This is a genomic window from Nonomuraea endophytica, from assembly GCF_014203235.1.
GTDB lineage: Bacteria > Actinomycetota > Actinomycetes > Streptosporangiales > Streptosporangiaceae > Nonomuraea > Nonomuraea endophytica.
This window is the reverse complement of sequence record NZ_JACHIN010000005.1, coordinates 533,907-551,309: the sequence shown is the minus strand read 5'-3', so window position 1 is coordinate 551,309 and position 17,403 is coordinate 533,907. Positions and strand designations below refer to the sequence as shown.

Genomic DNA, 17,403 nt, shown 5'->3' with positions numbered 1-17,403 from the left:
ATCTCCCCGGTCGAAGTCCCCACGTGCCCCTGACAATCGGCCTCAAGGTATCCACGGGCGGCTTCGCCGGTCGTCCACCCACGACCTGAAAGTGATCGTCCAACCAGCGCGGTACGGCGCCGCGGCCATCCACCTCACGTGGTATCCCGCCCCGGGACGTCCACCTTCCGTGGTATGCGCTGACCGGTTCCGTGAGCCGACGTCGGCCCAATGATCAACGGCAGGGGGCGTTGATGCCGTCGAGATCGCGAGCACCAACGGCTCGCCTAAGCCGGTGCGCCCTCCGTAGCCGCGCGCAGGGCGCTGATCTGGCCGGCGTCGGTGCGGCGTACCGCCAGGCGGATCAGGGGGGCGAACAGGACCCAGGGAAATCCGGTCGTGGCGAGGTCGGCGGTGAGGTGGGCGCGGGTGCGCGCGTCGCCGTCGAGCGGCTCGAGGCGGTAGACGTAGCGGGCGGTGACTCCGCCCTGGACGGTCACGAGCGTGATCGAGCGCCCCTCGTCGAGGTCGGCGATCTCACTGGTGCGGGTCTTGCCGCGGGCATGGAAGGTGATCGTCGAGCCGATGCGGGTGCCCGACTCGGCGCGCATCGACTCCACGCCGTTCATCCATCGGGGAGCTCGTTCCCAGTCGGTCAGTACCCGCCACACGTCCCGTGCCGGCCGGTCGATGACGGCGTCGACGGCGAATGCCCGTTTCATGGCCCACAGTGTTACGGCTGGTCGCCGAAGGGGACTTGTACGGAATTCACATCTCGGGGACGAACCCCGGCTCGTTCTGCCCGGTGGCGAACGCGCTGCGCTGGGCGAGCACGTACGCGGACGGCGTCACCCCGCTGTGGCGCTTGAAATCCCTGATGAAGTGGCTCTGATCGAACCATCCCCACTCGGCGGCCAGCCCGGTCCAGTTCAGATCGGAGTGCACGTCCACACGATTCAGGAGCCGCCGCAGCCGGAGAATACGCGCGAGGGAACGCGGGGTCAGGCCGATGACGCGCACGAATTCCCGGTCCAGGTGGGCGGGGGTGATGCCGAGCTCGGCGGCCAGGCCGGAGATGCGCCGTCGCGGATCGGCCTCCAGCGCGGCGACAGCGGCCGTACACCGTCGCCATCCGCGCGCCGGTGCGAGACCGTCGCGCAGCGCGGCCTCGACGGAATCGAGGCAGGCGGCCGGGTCCGGGCGGGTCAGCAGCGCGGCCCGCAGCGCACGGGCGGGCGGCCAGACCGTCATCAGGTCCACGACCCGCCCGCGCAGCGGAGCGGGATCGACGCCGAACAGCGCGCGGCAGCCAACCGGAGACGACACCACACCGACCGCGAGCGTCTCGGCGGTCGGGGCATTGATCACCGGCTGGTCATGCGGCCCGGCCAGCCAGCCTTCCGCCGCCACGAACGCCGGCCCGTCGCCGTTGCGCGGCGTCTGCACGATCGGAGACCCGAGAACGAGCACCGCAACCGTTGACCCCGTCGGCGCGATCCGCTCCCGCCGGTACGGAATCCGCCCCCGGGCGAACCACACCGACTCCGTGAACGGCTCCAGCGCCCCCGACGGCCGCCGTGCCACGAACTCGAACTCCATGCCCGTCACTATCGCCCCTCGTGAGCCGCCACGTCATCGTCCGTAACGCCACCCGACGGGCGCCGCGAACCTTCTCCGCCTCTGCGGACTCCAACGGGCAACGGTCATCGCCTGGAACGGGGAGCTTGATGAACCTCACCGCACGTCTCTACGCCACCGCAGTGATCACCCTGGTGGCGACCGGCATAGCCGTGCCCGCGCGCGCCGCGGAGGCGGCCGCGCCCAGTCGGCCACCCGCCTTACCGCAGTCGGGATCCGGCCCCGCCGCATTCGCCTACCTGTGCGCCAACCCGAAGGACCCGGACAAGAGCCCCACGGGAGCGTGCGACACCTGGCGGCTGGTGACCGCCAACGGCACAATCTTCTCCGTCCCCGAGGCCGTGGCCTGGGAGAAAAGCAGAGATTCCTACGAGGACGGGATACGATCCTTCGCGATCAGTCCGGACGGCACACGCGTCGCCTACCACCGGGCCCGCGATGACCGCGTCGTGGTGCGCGAGCTGAGCTCAGGCAAAAGCTGGACGACCCCCTACCAGGTGCCGACCGGATCGCCGGCCTCACCGCTCACTCTGAAGTTCGTCCGGGACGGTGGGCAGCTGACCATCCTCGCGGGCGACGCGGAGGTCACCACGCTCGTCGACGTGGAAGCCGGTACGGCACGGCGGATGCCGAAGGGCTGGGCCGTGCTCGACGCCGACCCGGACACCGGGCGTATCACCCTGCAAGAGAGGTCCGGGATGAACGTCGGGGCGTTTCGCACCGTGGGCGGCGGCCGTACCGTCACCGCCAAGATCCCCGTCTATGCCCGCAAGCACTTCATCTGGGGCTCTTTCGCCGCCCGCGACGGACGGGCCGCCAATCTCGTCCCCAAGGAGCCACCCGCGTGCGGCCCGGACATGACCCCCGTCTGGCTGGCCGTCTTCTCCACCCGGACGGGCAAGATGACCACGGTCAAACCGCGACTGCCGGCCGACGTCTACCGGGCCGACGTGATCGACTGGCTGAGCCCACAGGAGATCGTCGCGGCGGCGGGCCGCGAGCGCCCCGGCAAGACGCCCGACACGACCGTCGGCTCCTACGTGTACGCCGTGAACGTCACCACAGGCGCGAGCCGCCTCATCGCCAAGCTCTCCACCAGCGAGGAGGTCTACCGGAACAGCCTGGCCGTGGGCGGCTACACCACGAGGCCGGACCGGCCGGCGGCCGGCAAGCTGGCCAAACCCGGCAAGCGTGGCTGCGAATGACCATTCCGGTACAGCGCGATTCCGACCAAAAATCCAGGCTACCTGCAATTCCTCACAGGCCCGAAGACCTCGGGTGCCGCGGATGCTCGAACGGAAGGGCATGAGATTCGAGACGTCCGGTGAATCCGCAGATCGGGGCTGTGGCGGAGTATTCGAGCCCCACACCCCTGCAGCGGAGGCAAGGTGGATATGCTCGTCGTCCCCGGCGTGACGGATCAAGGAGGACTGTAATGGCCCTGGATGAAGTCACCAGGCAGTTGCAATTGGCGGGTCACGACGCGCAGGTCGCCTTCGACTGTGTGGGGCTCGGCCACCTTGACCGGGCTCACACGCACGTCGTCACCGCGAAGGCCGCCCTCGACGCCGCTGAGGTCGCGCTTCGCCATGCGTTGGAGACCTTGTCGCCGACGGAGGCCGCGCGCGAGGGCGCGCTCATCATGGACGCGCTCGAAGAGCAGGAGGCCGGGCGTCAGGGCCCCGACGAAGACCGCTCCTGAGTACTCAGACGCTGGACACAGGTTCACGGCGCGTCGCGAGAAGGCCGGTAGGGCGAGAATCTGCCCGCGGCGACATCGTCGATTTCTCCAGCGTTCCCCGGCTCGAAGCCTGAAACGCGCCTATTCCGGGCCGACGGGGAAGTTTCCAGGTCATGGACTCACCTCAGGAGCGGCTTTTGCGGTTGGTGCCTCCGACCTTGGCGAGGATCGCCGCGTGGTGCGCGTGTCTGATCGTCATCGGCATCGCGGCCAACTACGTGCTCGGCTTCGTGGCGTCGATGCGCATCATCGCTCTGCCGGTGGCGGTCGCCCTGCTGCTGACCGCGCTGCTGTTCCCGCTCACCCGGCACCTGCGCGCGTCGGGCCTGCGGGCGATCTACGCCGCCTGGGTGACCATGCTCGTCGCCTTCGCCGTGCTGATCGGAACGGGCTGGATCATCGGCGTCCGGGCGAACGCGGAGTTCCCTCGCCTGGTGACGCAGGTCAGGCAGACGGCCAAGACGGTGGAGGGCTGGCTCTACACCGGCCCGCTGCACCTGGAGCCCATCCAGCTCGGCGGCTGGGTGGACGAGATCGCCAAGCTGGTCACCGAACGGCAGCAGCAGATCACCTCGACGGTTCTCGCGGGCACCGTGGTGGTGGTCGAGGTGCTGGCCTCGATCGTGCTGCTGCTCTTCGTCACGTTCTTCCTGCTCAAAGACGGTGACCGGATCTGGTCCTGGTTCCTCAAGGGGTTCGGCCGGATGGCGCCGCGGGTCGACCGGGCCGGGCGGACCGCCTGGACCACGCTGTCGCACTACGTCCAGGGGACGGTGGCGGTGGCCGCGGTGCACGGCCTGCTCATGGGCGTGGTGCTGGCGGTCATGGGGGTCCCGCTCTGGGCGGCACTCGCCGTACTGATCTTCCTGGCCAGCTTCGTCCCGATCGTCGGCATCCTGTTCGCGGGCGCGGTCGCGACGCTGGTCACGCTCGGCGCGAAGGGCCCCATCTACGCGCTGATCTTCATCGGCATCCTGATCGTCGAGCAGCAACTGGAGAACCACGTGCTCCAGCCGCTGATCGTCGGCCGCGTGCTGCACTTTCACCCGCTGGCGATCATCATCGTGCTGGCCGTCGGGGGCATCCTGGCGGGGATCGCGGGCGCGGTCGTGGCCGTGCCGATCGCCGCCATCCTCTACCGGGCCGTGCCCGAGCTCTTCAAAGACGATCCGATCCCTCTACCGCAAGGACCGGCCCCGCTACCACCGGGGCGGGCCGTACCTCCCGGAAAAGATCCCGAACCCAAGAACTGACGGGTTCGGAGGCGGACGGCTGCGCTGCTACGCCCAACGGCCACCGTATGACGAGAGGGTGCTGCAGCGGCAACGGAGCCACGGCCTCGACCGTCGTGAAGGGTGTGGTGGCGTCTGCTGCCCTATAAATCCATCATTTGGAGTTAGTCGAGACCCATATAGCTGCCCGAAGTGGCATATGGCGGCAAATCTCACCACGAGGTTCATCCAGCATGTTGACAAACTTCTTCGGCGGCTCTTAGCGTCGCAGCGTGACCACCGACAACCGCCGGGCGCTGATCGTACGCGGCGGCTGGGACGGGCATCAGCCCGTGACGATCACGGACACGTTCGTGCCGTTCCTCAAGGAGCACGGATTCGCCGTCGCGATCTCCGATGAACTCGCCGTGTACGAGGACGCGGACCGCCTGGCCGCCACCGATCTGATCGTGCAGTGCTGGACGATGGGGACGATCAGCCGGGAGCAGAGCGCCGGTCTCGCCGCCGCGGTACGCGCGGGCACCGGGCTGGCCGGCTGGCACGGCGGCATCGTGGACTCCTTTCACGACCACGGCTACCACCTGCTGACCGGCGGGAAGTTCGTGATGCATCCGCCGGGCTTCCTCGATCACACCTACCAGTTGTCCGCCGAGCACGCCGGCCACCCCGTGATCACCGGCCTCGGCGACTTCGCGATCCACAGCGAGCAGTACTGGGTGCTCACCGACCCGCGCATCGGGGTCCTGGCGACCACCACGTTCCCACCGGACGAACCGGGCGACCGGCCCACGGTGATGCCGGCCGTGTGGACCAGAACCTGGGGCAGGGGACGCGTGTTCGTCTCGACCATCGGCCACAAACCGGACGACTTCGACGTGCCCGAAGTGCGCACCCTGACCGAGAGGGGCCTGCTGTGGGCAAGCCGCTGAACGTCGGCATCGTGGGCGCGGGGAAGATCAGCGGCGCCTACCTCTCGACGCTGGAGCGGCTGAGGTCCGTGCGGCTGATCGCCGTCACCGATCTCGACCCCGGCCGTGCGCGGGCCGTCGCGGACCAGGCCCCGGCCGACCGGCCGGTGACCGTGGCGTCCACGGTCGCCGAGCTGGTCGCCCGGGACGACGTCGACGCCATCCTCAACCTGACCATCCCGGCCGCACACGCCGACGTCGCCCTCGCGGCGCTCGGCGCGGGCAAACACGTGTACGGCGAGAAGCCGCTGGCCGTTCATCGCGAGGAGGCCGACGCCGTACTGGCGGCGGCGCGTGCGGCGGGGCTGCGGGTGGGCTGCGCGCCGGACACCGTCCTCGGCACCGGGATCCAGACCGCGCGCAAGGCGATCGACGACGGTCTCATCGGCGTACCGGTCGCCGCCACCGCCTTCATGACCAGCGCCGGACACGAGCGGTGGCACCCGGACCCGGAGTTCTACTACCGTCCGGGCGGCGGCCCGCTGCTCGACATGGGGCCGTATTACCTGTCGGCCCTGGTCCATCTGCTCGGCCCTGTGGTCCGGGTGACCGGAGCCTCGTCCAGGCCGCGCGCCGAGCGGACCATCGGCAGCGGCCCGCGGGCCGGGCAGTCCTTCCCGGTGGAGGTCGACACGCACATCACCGGCGTCCTGGAGCACGCCGGCGGTGCCCTGACCACCCTGATGATGAGCTTCGATGTACGCGCCGCCCGCCTGCCGCGCATCGAGGTGCATGGTACGGACGCGACGTTGTCCGTACCCGACCCGAACGGTTTCGACGGCGTGGTCGAGATCAACCGCGGCGACGGCTGGGCAGGGCTGCCCGTGTCGGCCGGCTACCCGGAGGCGGGCCGGGGCGTGGGCCTCGCCGACCTGGCCGAGGCCCTGTCGGCCGGACGTCCGCACCGGGCGTCGGCCGAACTCGCGGCGCACGTCCTGGACACCATGCTCACCCTCATGGACGCCGCGGAGCAGGGCCGCGCCCTGAGGGTGGCCAGTACGTGCGAACGGCCCGCCCTGGTGAGTTCGTGACGCGCACCCCCGCCGAGGACCGTGCGCATTGGGAGGGGACGGCGGACCGGCTGCTGCTCGCCGTACGGCCCCATGCCACCGGCGGGCACGCGCTGATCCAGTTGCCCGGTCCGCCCAGCATCAATGGTGTACGCAGCGACGGGCTCGAAGGCTTCGCCCGCACCTTCCTGCTGGCGGCCTTCCGCCTGGCCGGTGCGGAGGGCAAGGATCCGCACGACTTCGCCGGCTGGTACGCGGCGGGGTTGGCCGCCGGTACCGACCCGGGCCATCCACGGCGCTGGCCCACGTTCGCCGAGTGTGACCAGGCCAAGGTCGAGGCCGCGTCGATCGTGCTCGCACTGCACGAGACGCGGCCGCTGATCTGGGACCGCCTCGACGACCGGGTCAGACAACGCGTGCTGGACTGGCTCGCCCCGATGGTCGGCGACCCGATGCCCGGCAACAACTGGATCTGGTTCCAGGGCGTCACCGAGGCGTTCGCCCGCACCGCCGGAGGCCGATGGAGTCAGCGGGACCTTGACCGGATCATCGCGCTGACCGACGGCTGGTACGCGGGCGACGGCTGGTACTCCGACGGGCTGACCGGCGGCGAGCGGCGTAACTTCGACCACTACAACGGCTGGGCGATGCACCTGTACCCGCTGTGGTTCTGCCGCATTCTGGGCGATACGGCTCCCGCCGGGCTCCTCGACCGCTACCGGGCCCGGCTGCGGCGGTTCCTCGAAGATCAGCGGCTGCTGGTCGGCGCCAACGGCTCACCGCTGATCCAGGGCCGCTCGCTCACCTACCGGCACGCGGCGCTGGCGCCGTTCTGGACAGGCGTGTTGTTCGACGCGACGCCGCTGGCGCCGGGGGAGACCCGGGCGATCGCGAGCCGGACGCTCGACCACTTCACGGAGGGCGGCGCCGTAGGCGGGGACGGGCTGCTGACACTTGGCTGGCATCGCCCCTACCGTGGCGTGCTGCAGGTGTACTCGGGGCCCGCGTCGCCGTACTGGGCCGGCAAGGGTTTCATCGGCCTCGCCCTGCCCCCCGACCACCCGGTGTGGACCGCGGAGGCCACCCCGCTCGCCGTCGAACAGGGTGACTTCACGCGGACCCTCCAAGCCCCCGGCTGGCTCGTCTCCGGCACCGCGGCCGACGGTGTCGTGCGCGTGGTCGGCCACGGCGGCGACCACGCCGACCCGGCCAGGCCGCACGCCGACGACCCCTGTTACGCGCGTTTCGCGTACTCCACGCACACGGCGCCCGAAACCCCGGGCGACCCCACGGCGGGCCCCGGCGCCTGCGCGGGCGCCGACCCGCTGGACAACACGGTCGTGCTCCTGGACGCCGCAGGGCGGGCCTCGCACCGGCGCCCGGCGACCAGGGTCAGCGTCGACGGCGCGACGGCGGTCTCCCGCTCGCGGGCACATTGGCCAGAAGACGCGACCTGGGATCCGTTCGGCGGGCCGGACACCCGGTACGTCCTCGGCCCCTGGATCACGGTCGGCTCCGCGCTGCGCGGATCGATCGAGGTACGGGCCGCCCGCATAGACCCCGCACCGAGCGGGGAGACAACGGCGCCGGGCGCGGAGACCACGGCACCGGCACAGACCCTGCGCATCGGCGGCTGGGCGCTGGCCGTCGATCCGAGGACGTCACCCGGTCGCACCGACGACGCCACCGCGCGGGTCGAGAACGCGGCGGGGCTGGTGTCCGTCGTCGTCGGCATGCGGGGACTGCCCAAGGCCGCGGTGATGGCCGGCTCGGACAGCAACGCGCTCGGCGCCGCGTCCCCCACCCCCGTCGTGGAGACTGACGGACCCGTCGCCCACGGCACGGTGTACGTCGCGCTCGTCCACCTCGGCGGCACCGACCCCGCCGCGCTGCCGAGGGTCGCCACCCGAGCCGAGGGCGCCACCCTGCTCACGGAGGTGACGTGGCCGGACGGCGTGCAGGACACGATCCGGCTGCCCGCGCCGGAGGCCGGGTGGGGGGCGTGACGACGCCCGCGATCCGGCGGGGCGCCAACCTGCCGCGCGTCGGCGACTTCAACGAATCCGTGATCCTGGACGCCATCAGGCGGCACCCCACCGGCCTGAGCCGCGTCGAGCTCGCCCGGGCCACAGGGCTGTCCGCGCAGGCCGTCTCCAACATCACCCGCCGGCTGCTCGACCAGGGCCTGGTGCGCGAGTCGGGCAAGCGCAGCGGCGGCAACGGCAAGCCCCGCACCCTCCTCGAGATCGTCCCCGCGGCGCGTTACGCGGTGGGCGTGCACCTCGACCCGGCTGTCATCACCTGCGTTCTGGTGGACCTGCTCGGCACGGTGATAGCCCAGCGCGGCCGGCGTACTCCGCGAGGCGGCGAAACCGACGCGATCGCCGCCGACATGGCGAGCTCGGTGTCGGCGCTGATGGCGGAGTCCGGGGCGGATCGCGAGCGGATCCTGGGTCTCGGGATCGCCGCGCCTGGACCGATCGACGTCACCGCGGGCTGGGTCGTGGACCCGCCCGAACTGCCCGGCTGGGGCCGTTATCCGCTGCGCGAGCGGCTCAGCGCGGCGACCGGTCTACCTGCGTTGCTCGACAAGGACGTCACCGCCGCCGTCGTCGCCGAACGCTGGACCGGCGCCGCCACCGACAGCCGCAACCTCCTCTTCTTCTACCTCGGCACGGGCTCCGGAATGGGGCTGGTGGTGGACGACACCGTGCTGCGCGGCGTGTCCGGCAACGCGGGCGAGGTCGGCGGGCTCGGCGCGGCCTGCTCATCGCGGGCGATCCTCGAGGAGGCCATCGCTCTGGGCGTGCTCGGCGGCGAGTACACGGTGACGGATCCGGCGGAGGCCCAGGGCGGCATGCGGCGGCTGGCGGAGCTCGCCGCCGCGGGGCAGGCGCAGGCGGACGGCATCATCGAGCGGCTGGCCATCCGGATCGGGCGTGGCGTGTGCGCGGCGGCGACGCTTCTGGACGTCGACACCATCGTCTTCGGCGGGCCGATCTGGCAGGTGCTCGCCGACAGGATGCTCCCCGTCATCGAGCCGATGGTCGCCGGGTCGCCGTTCGTGAAGGCCACGCATCCGACGGCGGTCCTGTCCACCACCCTCGGCGAGAACGTCGCCGCCGTCGGCGCGGCCTCCCTCGTCCTCGACCAGGCGCTGTCGGCCCAGCCCCGATCGCTGCTGCTCGGCTGACCGTCAGGGCGCCCGTCACACGAACCGGCCCGCGGCCTGCGAGGACCGCCACAGGGCATTGCCGCCCAGCCGCGGGGTGAAGGTCGCGTGGAAGATGGTGGAGGCCGCGCCGACCGCCGCCGCCTCCGGGCCCAGCACCGACGCCTCGACGTCGACGTGCCGCAGCCGTCGCGCGGTGGGGAAGTCGTTGACCATCGCCCCGATGTGGTCGAGGTACACCGGGGCCGCCTCGTCGGTGAAGAAGGGGCCGCCCAGGACCACCATGTCGATGTCCAGCAGGTCGACCAGGCCGATGGCGCCCTGCCCGATGGCCCGCGCCAGGTCGCGCACGGCCGCGCCGGCCGCCGGATCGCCGCCGGCCGCCGCCTCGGTGATCGCCCGGTACGCCGCGGTGCTGCCCGGCTGGTCCGCGCCGGCGGCGCAGCCGTGCCGGGCCGCGAGCTGCGAAAGGCCGACCGGGGGATTGCACTCGGGCAGGATCTCCGGCCTGCCGTCCGGCTCCGTACGCCCCAGGGCCACCGCGCACAGCTGGCCGAACTCGCCGGCATTGGCGCTGGTGCCCCGGTAGAGGTCGCCGTTCAGGTACAGCCCGGAGCCCACACCGGTCCCGAGATAGAGGTACGCGAAGTCGCGGGCCCGGCGATCGCGTCCGATCCATCGTTCACCCGCGGCGGCGGCAGCGGCGTCCTTCTCCATGATCAGCGGGCACTGGAAGTGGTCCTTGAGCAGATACAGCAGCGGCAGGTCGGTCCACACCGACATGAGCGGCGGATCGAGCACGGTGCCCGAGGCGATGTCCACCGGTCCGGGGACCGCGACGCCGATGCCGAGGAAACCGTCGGCGCGGGCCGTGCCGCGGGCGTCGGCCAGCACCTCGCCGCCCAGCCGCACCACCTGCTTGACCAGGACCTCCGGATCGGCGGTCCGGTGCACGGGCTGCGTGCGCACGGCTATGAGCGTGCCGTCGAGGTCGATGACGACGGCCGTGATGACCTCCGGGTCGATGTGGATGCCCATCGCGTGCGCCGCGTCGCCGCGCAGCCGTACCGGAGTGCGGGGCTTGCCCGAGGTGGCGTGCCGCTGGGCGTCCTCGACGAGGATGCCGCGGGCGAGCAACGAGCGGGAGATCCTGGACACCGACTGCTGTGTCAGGCCGGTCCGGTGCGCGATCTCGCCACGGGTGATCGTGCCCGAGAGCCGGACGACCTCGATGACGACGCACTCGTTGAACGAGCCCAGGTCGATGTGGTTGGCTCCGCCGGACGTCTCGCGGCGCGGCGCGCCGTCGGGCTCCTCGCCGGACGGCACATGGCTCGCGATGCTCTCGCGCAGCCAGTGCAGCGGCTCGCCGGAAGGTTCCGCCGCGTAGCGGCCGATCGCGCCCGCGAGGTCGAGGTAGACGCGGCGGGAGGACTCCGGGTGCCGGGTGCTGTCCAGGGCGATCAGCGCGCGCAGATAGCCGCGCCAGTGGGAGGAGCCGGAGATGCGGTGGAACGTGACGTCGACGTCGTCGTTCGCGCTTTCCGGTGTTCCCCGCAGCACGAGGGCGTGCAGCGCGACGTGCGGATGCCGGCGGCGGGCCTTGGTCAGAAAGGCGGCCAGACCTCCCGGCCGGCCGGTGTCGCTCGGCAGACCGGCGGCCGCGAGGGCCTCGCAGGCCCGGTCCAGCTCCGTCAGCACGTCCGCGCCGACCCCGCTGCCCTCCGGCGGGCCCCCGGCCGGCTGGTGCCGGGTGCCGGTGAGCAGTACCCTGCGCTCGGCGTCGGCGTACAGGCCGATGACCCACAGGTCGGAGCTCGGCAGCGGCGGGTCCGCGGGCGGCCCGGCGGACCAGCGGCGGCGCACCGACGCGACCGTGGCGTGGGACAGGCCGAGGTCGCGGGCGATGGCCCTGGACGCGGCGCCGCTGCCGGGGCCGAGGAGTATGCGCGCGATGACGTGCGCCTCGTCGACGGTCGCGGGGCGGCCGGGCCGGGCCTGCTGCCCCAGCCCGTCCAGGCCGGACTCCGCCCATCGGTGCCGCCAGGTGCCGACGGTCTGGCGGGAGACTCGGAGCTGCCGGGCGATGTCGGCGTCGCGCATGCCACGGGATGCGAGCAGAACGATCCGGGCGCGCAGGGCGAGTTGCCCGCCCTGCGCGGCCCAGGTACGGAGCGTGGCCTCGTCGGCCTGCTGGATCTCAGACATCGGCGTCCCGGGTCATGCGCAGCGTGACGATCTCGAAGGGGCGCAGTGACAGGGCCACTTCGCCGCGCTCGGTGAGGTGATGGCTCCGGCCCCCGCGGGCGTGCGAACTCGGGAACGGGTCCTCCAGCAGGTCCGTCTCCCGGACGTGCGCCACCGGGAAGTGCGCGGTGAGCGTGGACCGGGCCTGCCCGCCGCGGGATTCGTAGAGGCGGACGATCACGTCTCCCGACTGGTCGTCGGCGAGCTTGACGGCCTCCACCACGACGTCCGGGTTGTCCACCGTCAGCAGTGGCCGGCCGGTCCTCTCCGCGCCGGGGGCGGGACGCAGCGGCAGGTTCAGTTCGTAGCCGGCTTCGATCGCCCCGCCGACGTCCGCGCCGGGGCGCAGCGCGTAGCGGTAGCGGTGCTCGCCGCGGTCGGCGTAGGGGTCGGGGCTGTGCGGGGAGCGCAGCAGCGACAACCGCACGGTGGTCGTCGTGCCTCCGGCCGCGCGAGTGCCGCGGCTGACGTCGTGGCCGTAGGTGGAGTCCGTGGCCAGCGCCACGCCCCACCGGTGCTCGCCGACGTGGATCCAGCGGTGCGCCCACAGCTCGAAACGGGCCGCGTCCCAGCTGGTGTTCTCGTGCGTGGGGCGCTCGATGTGGCCGTACTGGATCTCGGCGCGGGTGGTTTCCGCGTGCACGTCCAGCGGCCACGCGGCCTTCAGAAGCATGTCGCGCTCGCGCCAGTCGACGTCGGAGTCGATGACGAGGGCGTGGCTGCCGGCCGTGAGGAGCAGGTCCTGCACGATGGTGGACCGGCCGGTGGAGCGGGTCACGCGTACGCGCGCCAGCAGCGGGCCCCGATCGAGCAGTTCGACCGAGAGCGCGCCGGTGAGATCGCGGTGGACGGTGCGGTAGGTGGGATCGATGTTCCAGGCGCTCCAGCGCACCGGGTCGTCGGGATGCAACTGCAGCAGATTGCCCGCCCCGCCGGGGGCGATCGCGTCCCTGCCGGAGGCGAGGTGCACGGCGGAGCGTACGAGCCCGTCCGCGTCGATGTGAATCCGGATCAGGCCGTTGTCGAGGACGAAACCGTCGTCCTCCGTGACCGCGACCGGGGCGGCGTCTCCCAGCGGCAGGCCGGCCGTACCGCGGCCGAGAGCGGGAGCCTCGGCGAGAACGGCCCAGCGGCCGTCCGCGAGGCGCTGACCGTCGGCGGTGGCGGGGCGGTCGTCGAGGACCACGACCTCGCGGCGGTGGTGTGGGGCGGCGTTGAGCACGGCCGGCGTGCCGCCGTCACCCTGCGCGCCGGTCGCGCGCCCGATCAGGCGCTCCAGCCGCCGGTGGACGCGGGCGTACGTCTGCTCGGCCTGCTGGTGCACCCAGGCGATGGAGGAACCGGGCAGGATGTCGTGGAACTGGTGCAGCAGCACCTGCTCCCAGATCTCGGTCAGCTCCCCGTAAGGGTAGGAGGCGCCTTCCCGCACGGCCGCGGTCGCCGCCCACAGCTCGGCCTCGCGCAGCAGCGCCTCGCTGCGCCGGTTGCCGCGCTTGGTGCGTGCCTGGCTGGCGTAGACGCCACGGTGAGTCTCCAGGTAGAGCTCGCCCCGCCAGACCGGGGCCGTGTCCCCGTACTCCTCGCGCGCCTGCTGGAAGAACGCCGACGGCTCCATGATCTTCACGCGCGGCGAGCCCTCCAGGTCGGCCAGCCGGCGTGCCTTCTCCAGCATCCCGGCGGTGGGGCCGCCACCGCCGTCGCCGTGGCCGAAGGGGACCAGGGAACGGGTCCCGCCGCCCTTGTCGGCGTAGTTGGCGACCGCGTGCGCCAGCTCGGCGCCGGTCAGCTCGGCGTTGTAGGTGTCGACGGGCGGGAAGTGGGTGAAGATCCGGGTACCGTCGATGCCCTCCCAGAAGAACGTGTGGTGCGGCAGCCGGTTGGTCTCGTTCCACGACAGCTTCTGGGTGAGGAACCACTCGGCCCCGGCGAGCGTGGCGATCTGCGGATAGGCCGCGGTGTATCCGAAGGAGTCGGGCAGCCAGACGCCGTCGGTCCGCACGCCGAGCTCGTCGCGGAAGAAGCGGCGGCCGAAGACGAGCTGGCGGGCCAGTGCCTCGCCGCCGGGAAGGTTGCCGTCGGCCTCTACCCACATGCCGCCGACGGGCACCCAGTTGCCGGCGGCCACGGCCTTGCGTACCCGGTCGAAGACCTCCGGCTGGTGCTCCTTGATCCAGGCGTACTGCTGGGCCGAGGAGCAGGCGAAGACCAGCTCCGGGTACTCCTCGGCCATCGTGACCATGTTCGAGAAGGTGCGGGCGCACTTGCGCACGGTCTCGCGAAGCGGCCACAACCAGGCGGAGTCGATGTGCGCGTGGCCCACCGCGACGGCGGTGTGCGCCGACTCGTGGGCGCGCCGGGCCAGGACGGGCGCGAGGACCTCGCGGGCGCGGGCCGCGGTGCCCGCCACCTCGTACGGGTCGACGGCGTCGACGGCACGCTCCAGGGCGACCCGGATCTCGTGCCGGCGCGGCAGCGATTCGGGCAGGGCCAGCATCAGCTCGTGCAGGACTTCCACGTCGTGGATCAGGTGCCAGACGTCCTCGTCGCGGACCACGATGTCGGCGCGGCGGAGCTGGTACAGGGGCGCGCTTCCCGCGGTCATGGGGTCGCCGAAATGGGTGTTGACGCCCGCGCTGCCGACGATGGGAGGGTTCCCCGCGGCTTCCACGAGCAGGTGGATCGGTTCACCTCCGGCCGCCCGGCGGTTCAGCAACAGCGTGCGGTTGTACGGGTGCAGACCCTGCAGCGGCTTGCCGCGCTCGTCATGGACGAAACCCTCGGCCTGACCGCCCGGACCGCGGGTGAGGTCGAAGCCGAGGTCGAAGATCGCCTCCACCCGGCGGCCCGCCCAGCGCCGCGGAATCTCCGCCGTGAACCGGAACCAGGTGGTGGACCACGGCGCGCCCCATTCTCCGCCGATGACGAACGGGTCGTATTCGGCTTTCATCGCCGTCGGCACCGCGACGGGCTCGCCCGGCGCGGTCCAGGCCGTGATGTCCATGGGCACACGGTGTGGGTACAGCGCGGGACGCAGCCGCTCCTTGAGGAACTTGGCTATGCGCTCTTCGCCGACCTGCTGGTGAGCATGCATGGGTGAGGCCTTCCTGTCCACCTGATGTCGGCCATGTAAAACTAAGTGTGTTATTAAGTCAAGGCCCGATCCGCCTTTCTCCTTTTGCTCTTGGATAAATGCCCAGGTATACGGTCAGGCGAATTAATTTACAATCGCCATCGATTGCTTCAGGTAATTCCCTGACATTACGGCCGGTGGACGCTGCCGTCGGTCGCGCGCAGCAACGCCCAGCGGTCGTGCTCCAGCGGCTCCGGCACCGGGTGGCGGCGGGCGGCCACCTCGTCGAAGTCCACGCCGTGGCCCGGCCTGTCGTGCGGCTCCAGGCCGCCGTCGACCGGAACGATCGTTCCCGGGAAGACCTCCAGCACCGCGGGGTGGAAGGTGGCCGCCTCCTGGACCCCGAAAGCGTGGCTGCCGATCGTCATCGCGAGCGTCGCGGCCTGGGCCACGGGGCTGACGTCCGCCGGCCCGTGCGGGGCGAGCCGTACGCCGCGCAGCTCGCACAGCGCGGCGAGCTTGCGGGCGGGAGTGAGACCGCCGAGGGTCGGCACACGCAGCCGGGCGAAGTCGATGTCGGGGCCGTCGAGCAGGGCGAGGAACTGCTTCGGGTCGTGGAACAACTCGCCCACGGCCAGCGGCACCGGAGAGGCGGCGTGCAGCCGGGCGAAATGCCCCGCGTCCTCGGGAGCGAGCAGGTCCTCGACGAAGTACAGCGCCGTGTCCTCGACCCGGCGCAAGAACTCCCTGGCCTGCCGCGGATCCAGTCTCTCGTGCACGTCGTGCAGCAGCTCCACCTCGTCGCCGACCAGCTCGCGCACCCGTGCCAGCGCCTTCGGCACGGTCCGCAGATAGGCGGCCGAGTCCCACGGCACCCGGCGCTCGCGCGCCGCCGCGGCATCGGCCGGGCCGCCGCCCGCGGCGCCGTAGGTGTCGGCGCCGGGCACGGCGACCTGCACCCGGACATGGCGGAAGCTGCGTTCGCGGGCGGCGGCCACCTGCTCCGCGATCTCCGTCGCGTCGGAGCCGTCGACATGCGTGTACGCGTCGGCCCGCTGGCGCACCCGGCCGCCGAAGAGCGAGTGGAGCGGGGCGCCCAGGCGCTTGGCCTTCAGATCCCACAGCGCCACGTCGACACCGCCGAGCGCGTTGGACTCGATGGAACCGCCGCGCCAGTATCCGCTGTTGAGCAGCAGCCGGTGGATGTCCTCGATGTCGTCGGGGTCGCGGCCGACGAGCATCGGGCCCAGGTATCCGTCCAGCACGGCGCGCACCGCGAGCGTACGCTGGGGGTCGCTTGCGCAGCCGAGCCCGTAGAGTCCGGGCTCGTTCGTCTCGACCCGCACGATCAGGTGCGGGCAGCCGTGCGGCGCGGTGAGGAAGGTACGCACGGCCGTGACGCGGATCTTCGCACCGCGCTCCTCGACTCAGGGCGCCGGGGCGAGGACGGGAGAGGTTGAGGACACGGCAACTCCTGCGTTCAGATAAGCGTATGAGATACGACTATCGGAACGTAAGGAGTCTGGCGTGTCAAACTCAGTGCTGGCCGAGCCGCTTGATCAAGGTTCGCAGCGAGTGCGCCGCCTCGGTCACCGCGAGCGCGATCTCCTCGGTGCGCCGGGTGTCCATGCGGCTGCTGGGAGCCGAGCAGCTCACGGCGTCGCCGCTCCCGTGCTCCGCGCCCAGGGCCACCGCCACGCAGAGCACCCCGGGTGAGTTCTCGCCGTCGTCCAGCGCCCAGCCGCGCAGCCGCACCTCCGCCAGCTGGGCGGCCAGCTCCGCGGGTTCGGTGACGGTGTCGGGGGTGAGCTTCTCCAGCGGCCAGCTGAGCCGCCGGTCGACCTCGCCCGGCTCGTACTGCGCGAGCATCGCCTTGCCCGGCGCGATGGCGTGGGCGGGCGCCCGCAGGCCCACCGCCGAGTACATGCGCAGCGCGTGCCGGGACTCGCGCTTGGCGAGGTAGACCACGTCCGGGCCGGACAGCCTGGTCAGGTGCACCGCCTCGCCGGTCTCCTCGGCCAGCGCGTCCAGCACCGGGCCCGCCAGGCTCACGACGTCGTCGCCCTCCAGATAGGCCGTGCCGGTCATCAGCGCCTTCAGGCCCAGGCTGTAGCGGGTTCCCGCCGCGTCGACGTCCACCCAGCCGCGCCCCTCCATGGTGCGCAGGACGGCGTGCAGGCTGCTCTTCGGCACCCGCATGGCGCTCGCCAGCTCGGCGAGCGAGAGCCTGGCCCCGCCGGCGCCGAGCAACTCGAGGACCTCGAGCGCCCGCGCTGCCGACTTGACCTCCTCGGGCTTGCGCTCGCCCGCCTCTGCCGCCACCGATTCCACGAGGACCTCCGCTTC

The 17,403-nt window shown here is 71.8% G+C and carries 13 protein-coding genes; 7 read left to right on the top strand and 6 right to left on the bottom strand.

What is annotated here, in order from left to right:
* Positions 1-266: 266 nt before the first annotated feature.
* Positions 267-701, bottom strand: coding sequence for an SRPBCC family protein (locus HNR40_RS21325; protein WP_184963883.1), 435 nt, complete (start codon positions 699-701; stop codon positions 267-269).
* A 46-nt stretch (positions 702-747) separates the two neighbouring features.
* Positions 748-1,578: a helix-turn-helix domain-containing protein gene (locus HNR40_RS21320; protein ID WP_184963881.1), complete on the bottom strand. Its 831-nt coding sequence runs from the start codon at positions 1,576-1,578 to the stop codon at positions 748-750.
* 128 nt (positions 1,579-1,706) lie between these two features.
* Between HNR40_RS21320 and HNR40_RS21315 the strand changes: the two genes are divergently transcribed.
* The 7 genes from HNR40_RS21315 (at position 1,707) to HNR40_RS21285 (ending at position 9,761) form a co-directional block, all read left to right on the top strand.
* Complete coding sequence (locus tag HNR40_RS21315) at positions 1,707-2,822, top strand: hypothetical protein (RefSeq protein ID WP_184963879.1); 1,116 nt, start codon at positions 1,707-1,709, stop codon at positions 2,820-2,822.
* 230 nt (positions 2,823-3,052) lie between these two features.
* Positions 3,053-3,319, top strand: a complete 267-nt coding sequence (locus HNR40_RS21310) for a hypothetical protein (protein ID WP_184963877.1) — start codon at positions 3,053-3,055, stop codon at positions 3,317-3,319.
* A 197-nt stretch (positions 3,320-3,516) separates the two neighbouring features.
* A complete protein-coding gene (locus HNR40_RS21305) occupies positions 3,517-4,611 on the top strand; it encodes an AI-2E family transporter (RefSeq protein ID WP_246509282.1) in 1,095 nt (364 codons plus the stop codon).
* 251 nt (positions 4,612-4,862) lie between these two features.
* Positions 4,863-5,519 (top strand): ThuA domain-containing protein, encoded by a 657-nt coding sequence (locus HNR40_RS21300; protein WP_184963874.1) that lies wholly within the window; start codon positions 4,863-4,865, stop codon positions 5,517-5,519.
* Entirely contained in the window at positions 5,504-6,589 is a 1,086-nt protein-coding gene (locus tag HNR40_RS21295) for a Gfo/Idh/MocA family protein (protein WP_184963872.1), read from the top strand. Before HNR40_RS21300 ends, HNR40_RS21295 begins: the two co-directional genes overlap by 16 nt.
* Positions 6,586-8,574, top strand: a complete 1,989-nt coding sequence (locus tag HNR40_RS21290) for a DUF2264 domain-containing protein (RefSeq protein ID WP_184963870.1) — start codon at positions 6,586-6,588, stop codon at positions 8,572-8,574. Before HNR40_RS21295 ends, HNR40_RS21290 begins: the two co-directional genes overlap by 4 nt.
* Positions 8,571-9,761: an ROK family transcriptional regulator gene (locus HNR40_RS21285; protein WP_221340629.1), complete on the top strand. Its 1,191-nt coding sequence runs from the start codon at positions 8,571-8,573 to the stop codon at positions 9,759-9,761. Before HNR40_RS21290 ends, HNR40_RS21285 begins: the two co-directional genes overlap by 4 nt.
* Before the next feature lie 15 nt (positions 9,762-9,776).
* Here HNR40_RS21285 and HNR40_RS21280 read toward each other — a convergent pair whose 3' ends face one another.
* From HNR40_RS21280 to HNR40_RS57275, 4 genes are all read right to left on the bottom strand, one after another.
* Positions 9,777-11,948: an ROK family protein gene (locus tag HNR40_RS21280; protein ID WP_184963866.1), complete on the bottom strand. Its 2,172-nt coding sequence runs from the start codon at positions 11,946-11,948 to the stop codon at positions 9,777-9,779.
* Complete coding sequence (locus HNR40_RS21275; protein WP_184963864.1) at positions 11,941-15,078, bottom strand: alpha-mannosidase; 3,138 nt, start codon at positions 15,076-15,078, stop codon at positions 11,941-11,943. The genes HNR40_RS21280 and HNR40_RS21275 overlap by 8 nt, the downstream gene beginning before the upstream one ends.
* A 167-nt stretch (positions 15,079-15,245) precedes the next feature.
* Entirely contained in the window at positions 15,246-16,448 is a 1,203-nt protein-coding gene (locus tag HNR40_RS21270) for an enolase C-terminal domain-like protein (protein WP_221340628.1), read from the bottom strand.
* A gap of 145 nt (positions 16,449-16,593) precedes the next feature.
* The gene (locus tag HNR40_RS57275) at positions 16,594-17,388 is read right to left on the bottom strand and encodes an IclR family transcriptional regulator (protein ID WP_184963863.1); all 795 of its coding nucleotides are present in this window, start codon (positions 17,386-17,388) and stop codon (positions 16,594-16,596) included.
* Between the last annotated feature and the right edge of the window lie 15 nt (positions 17,389-17,403).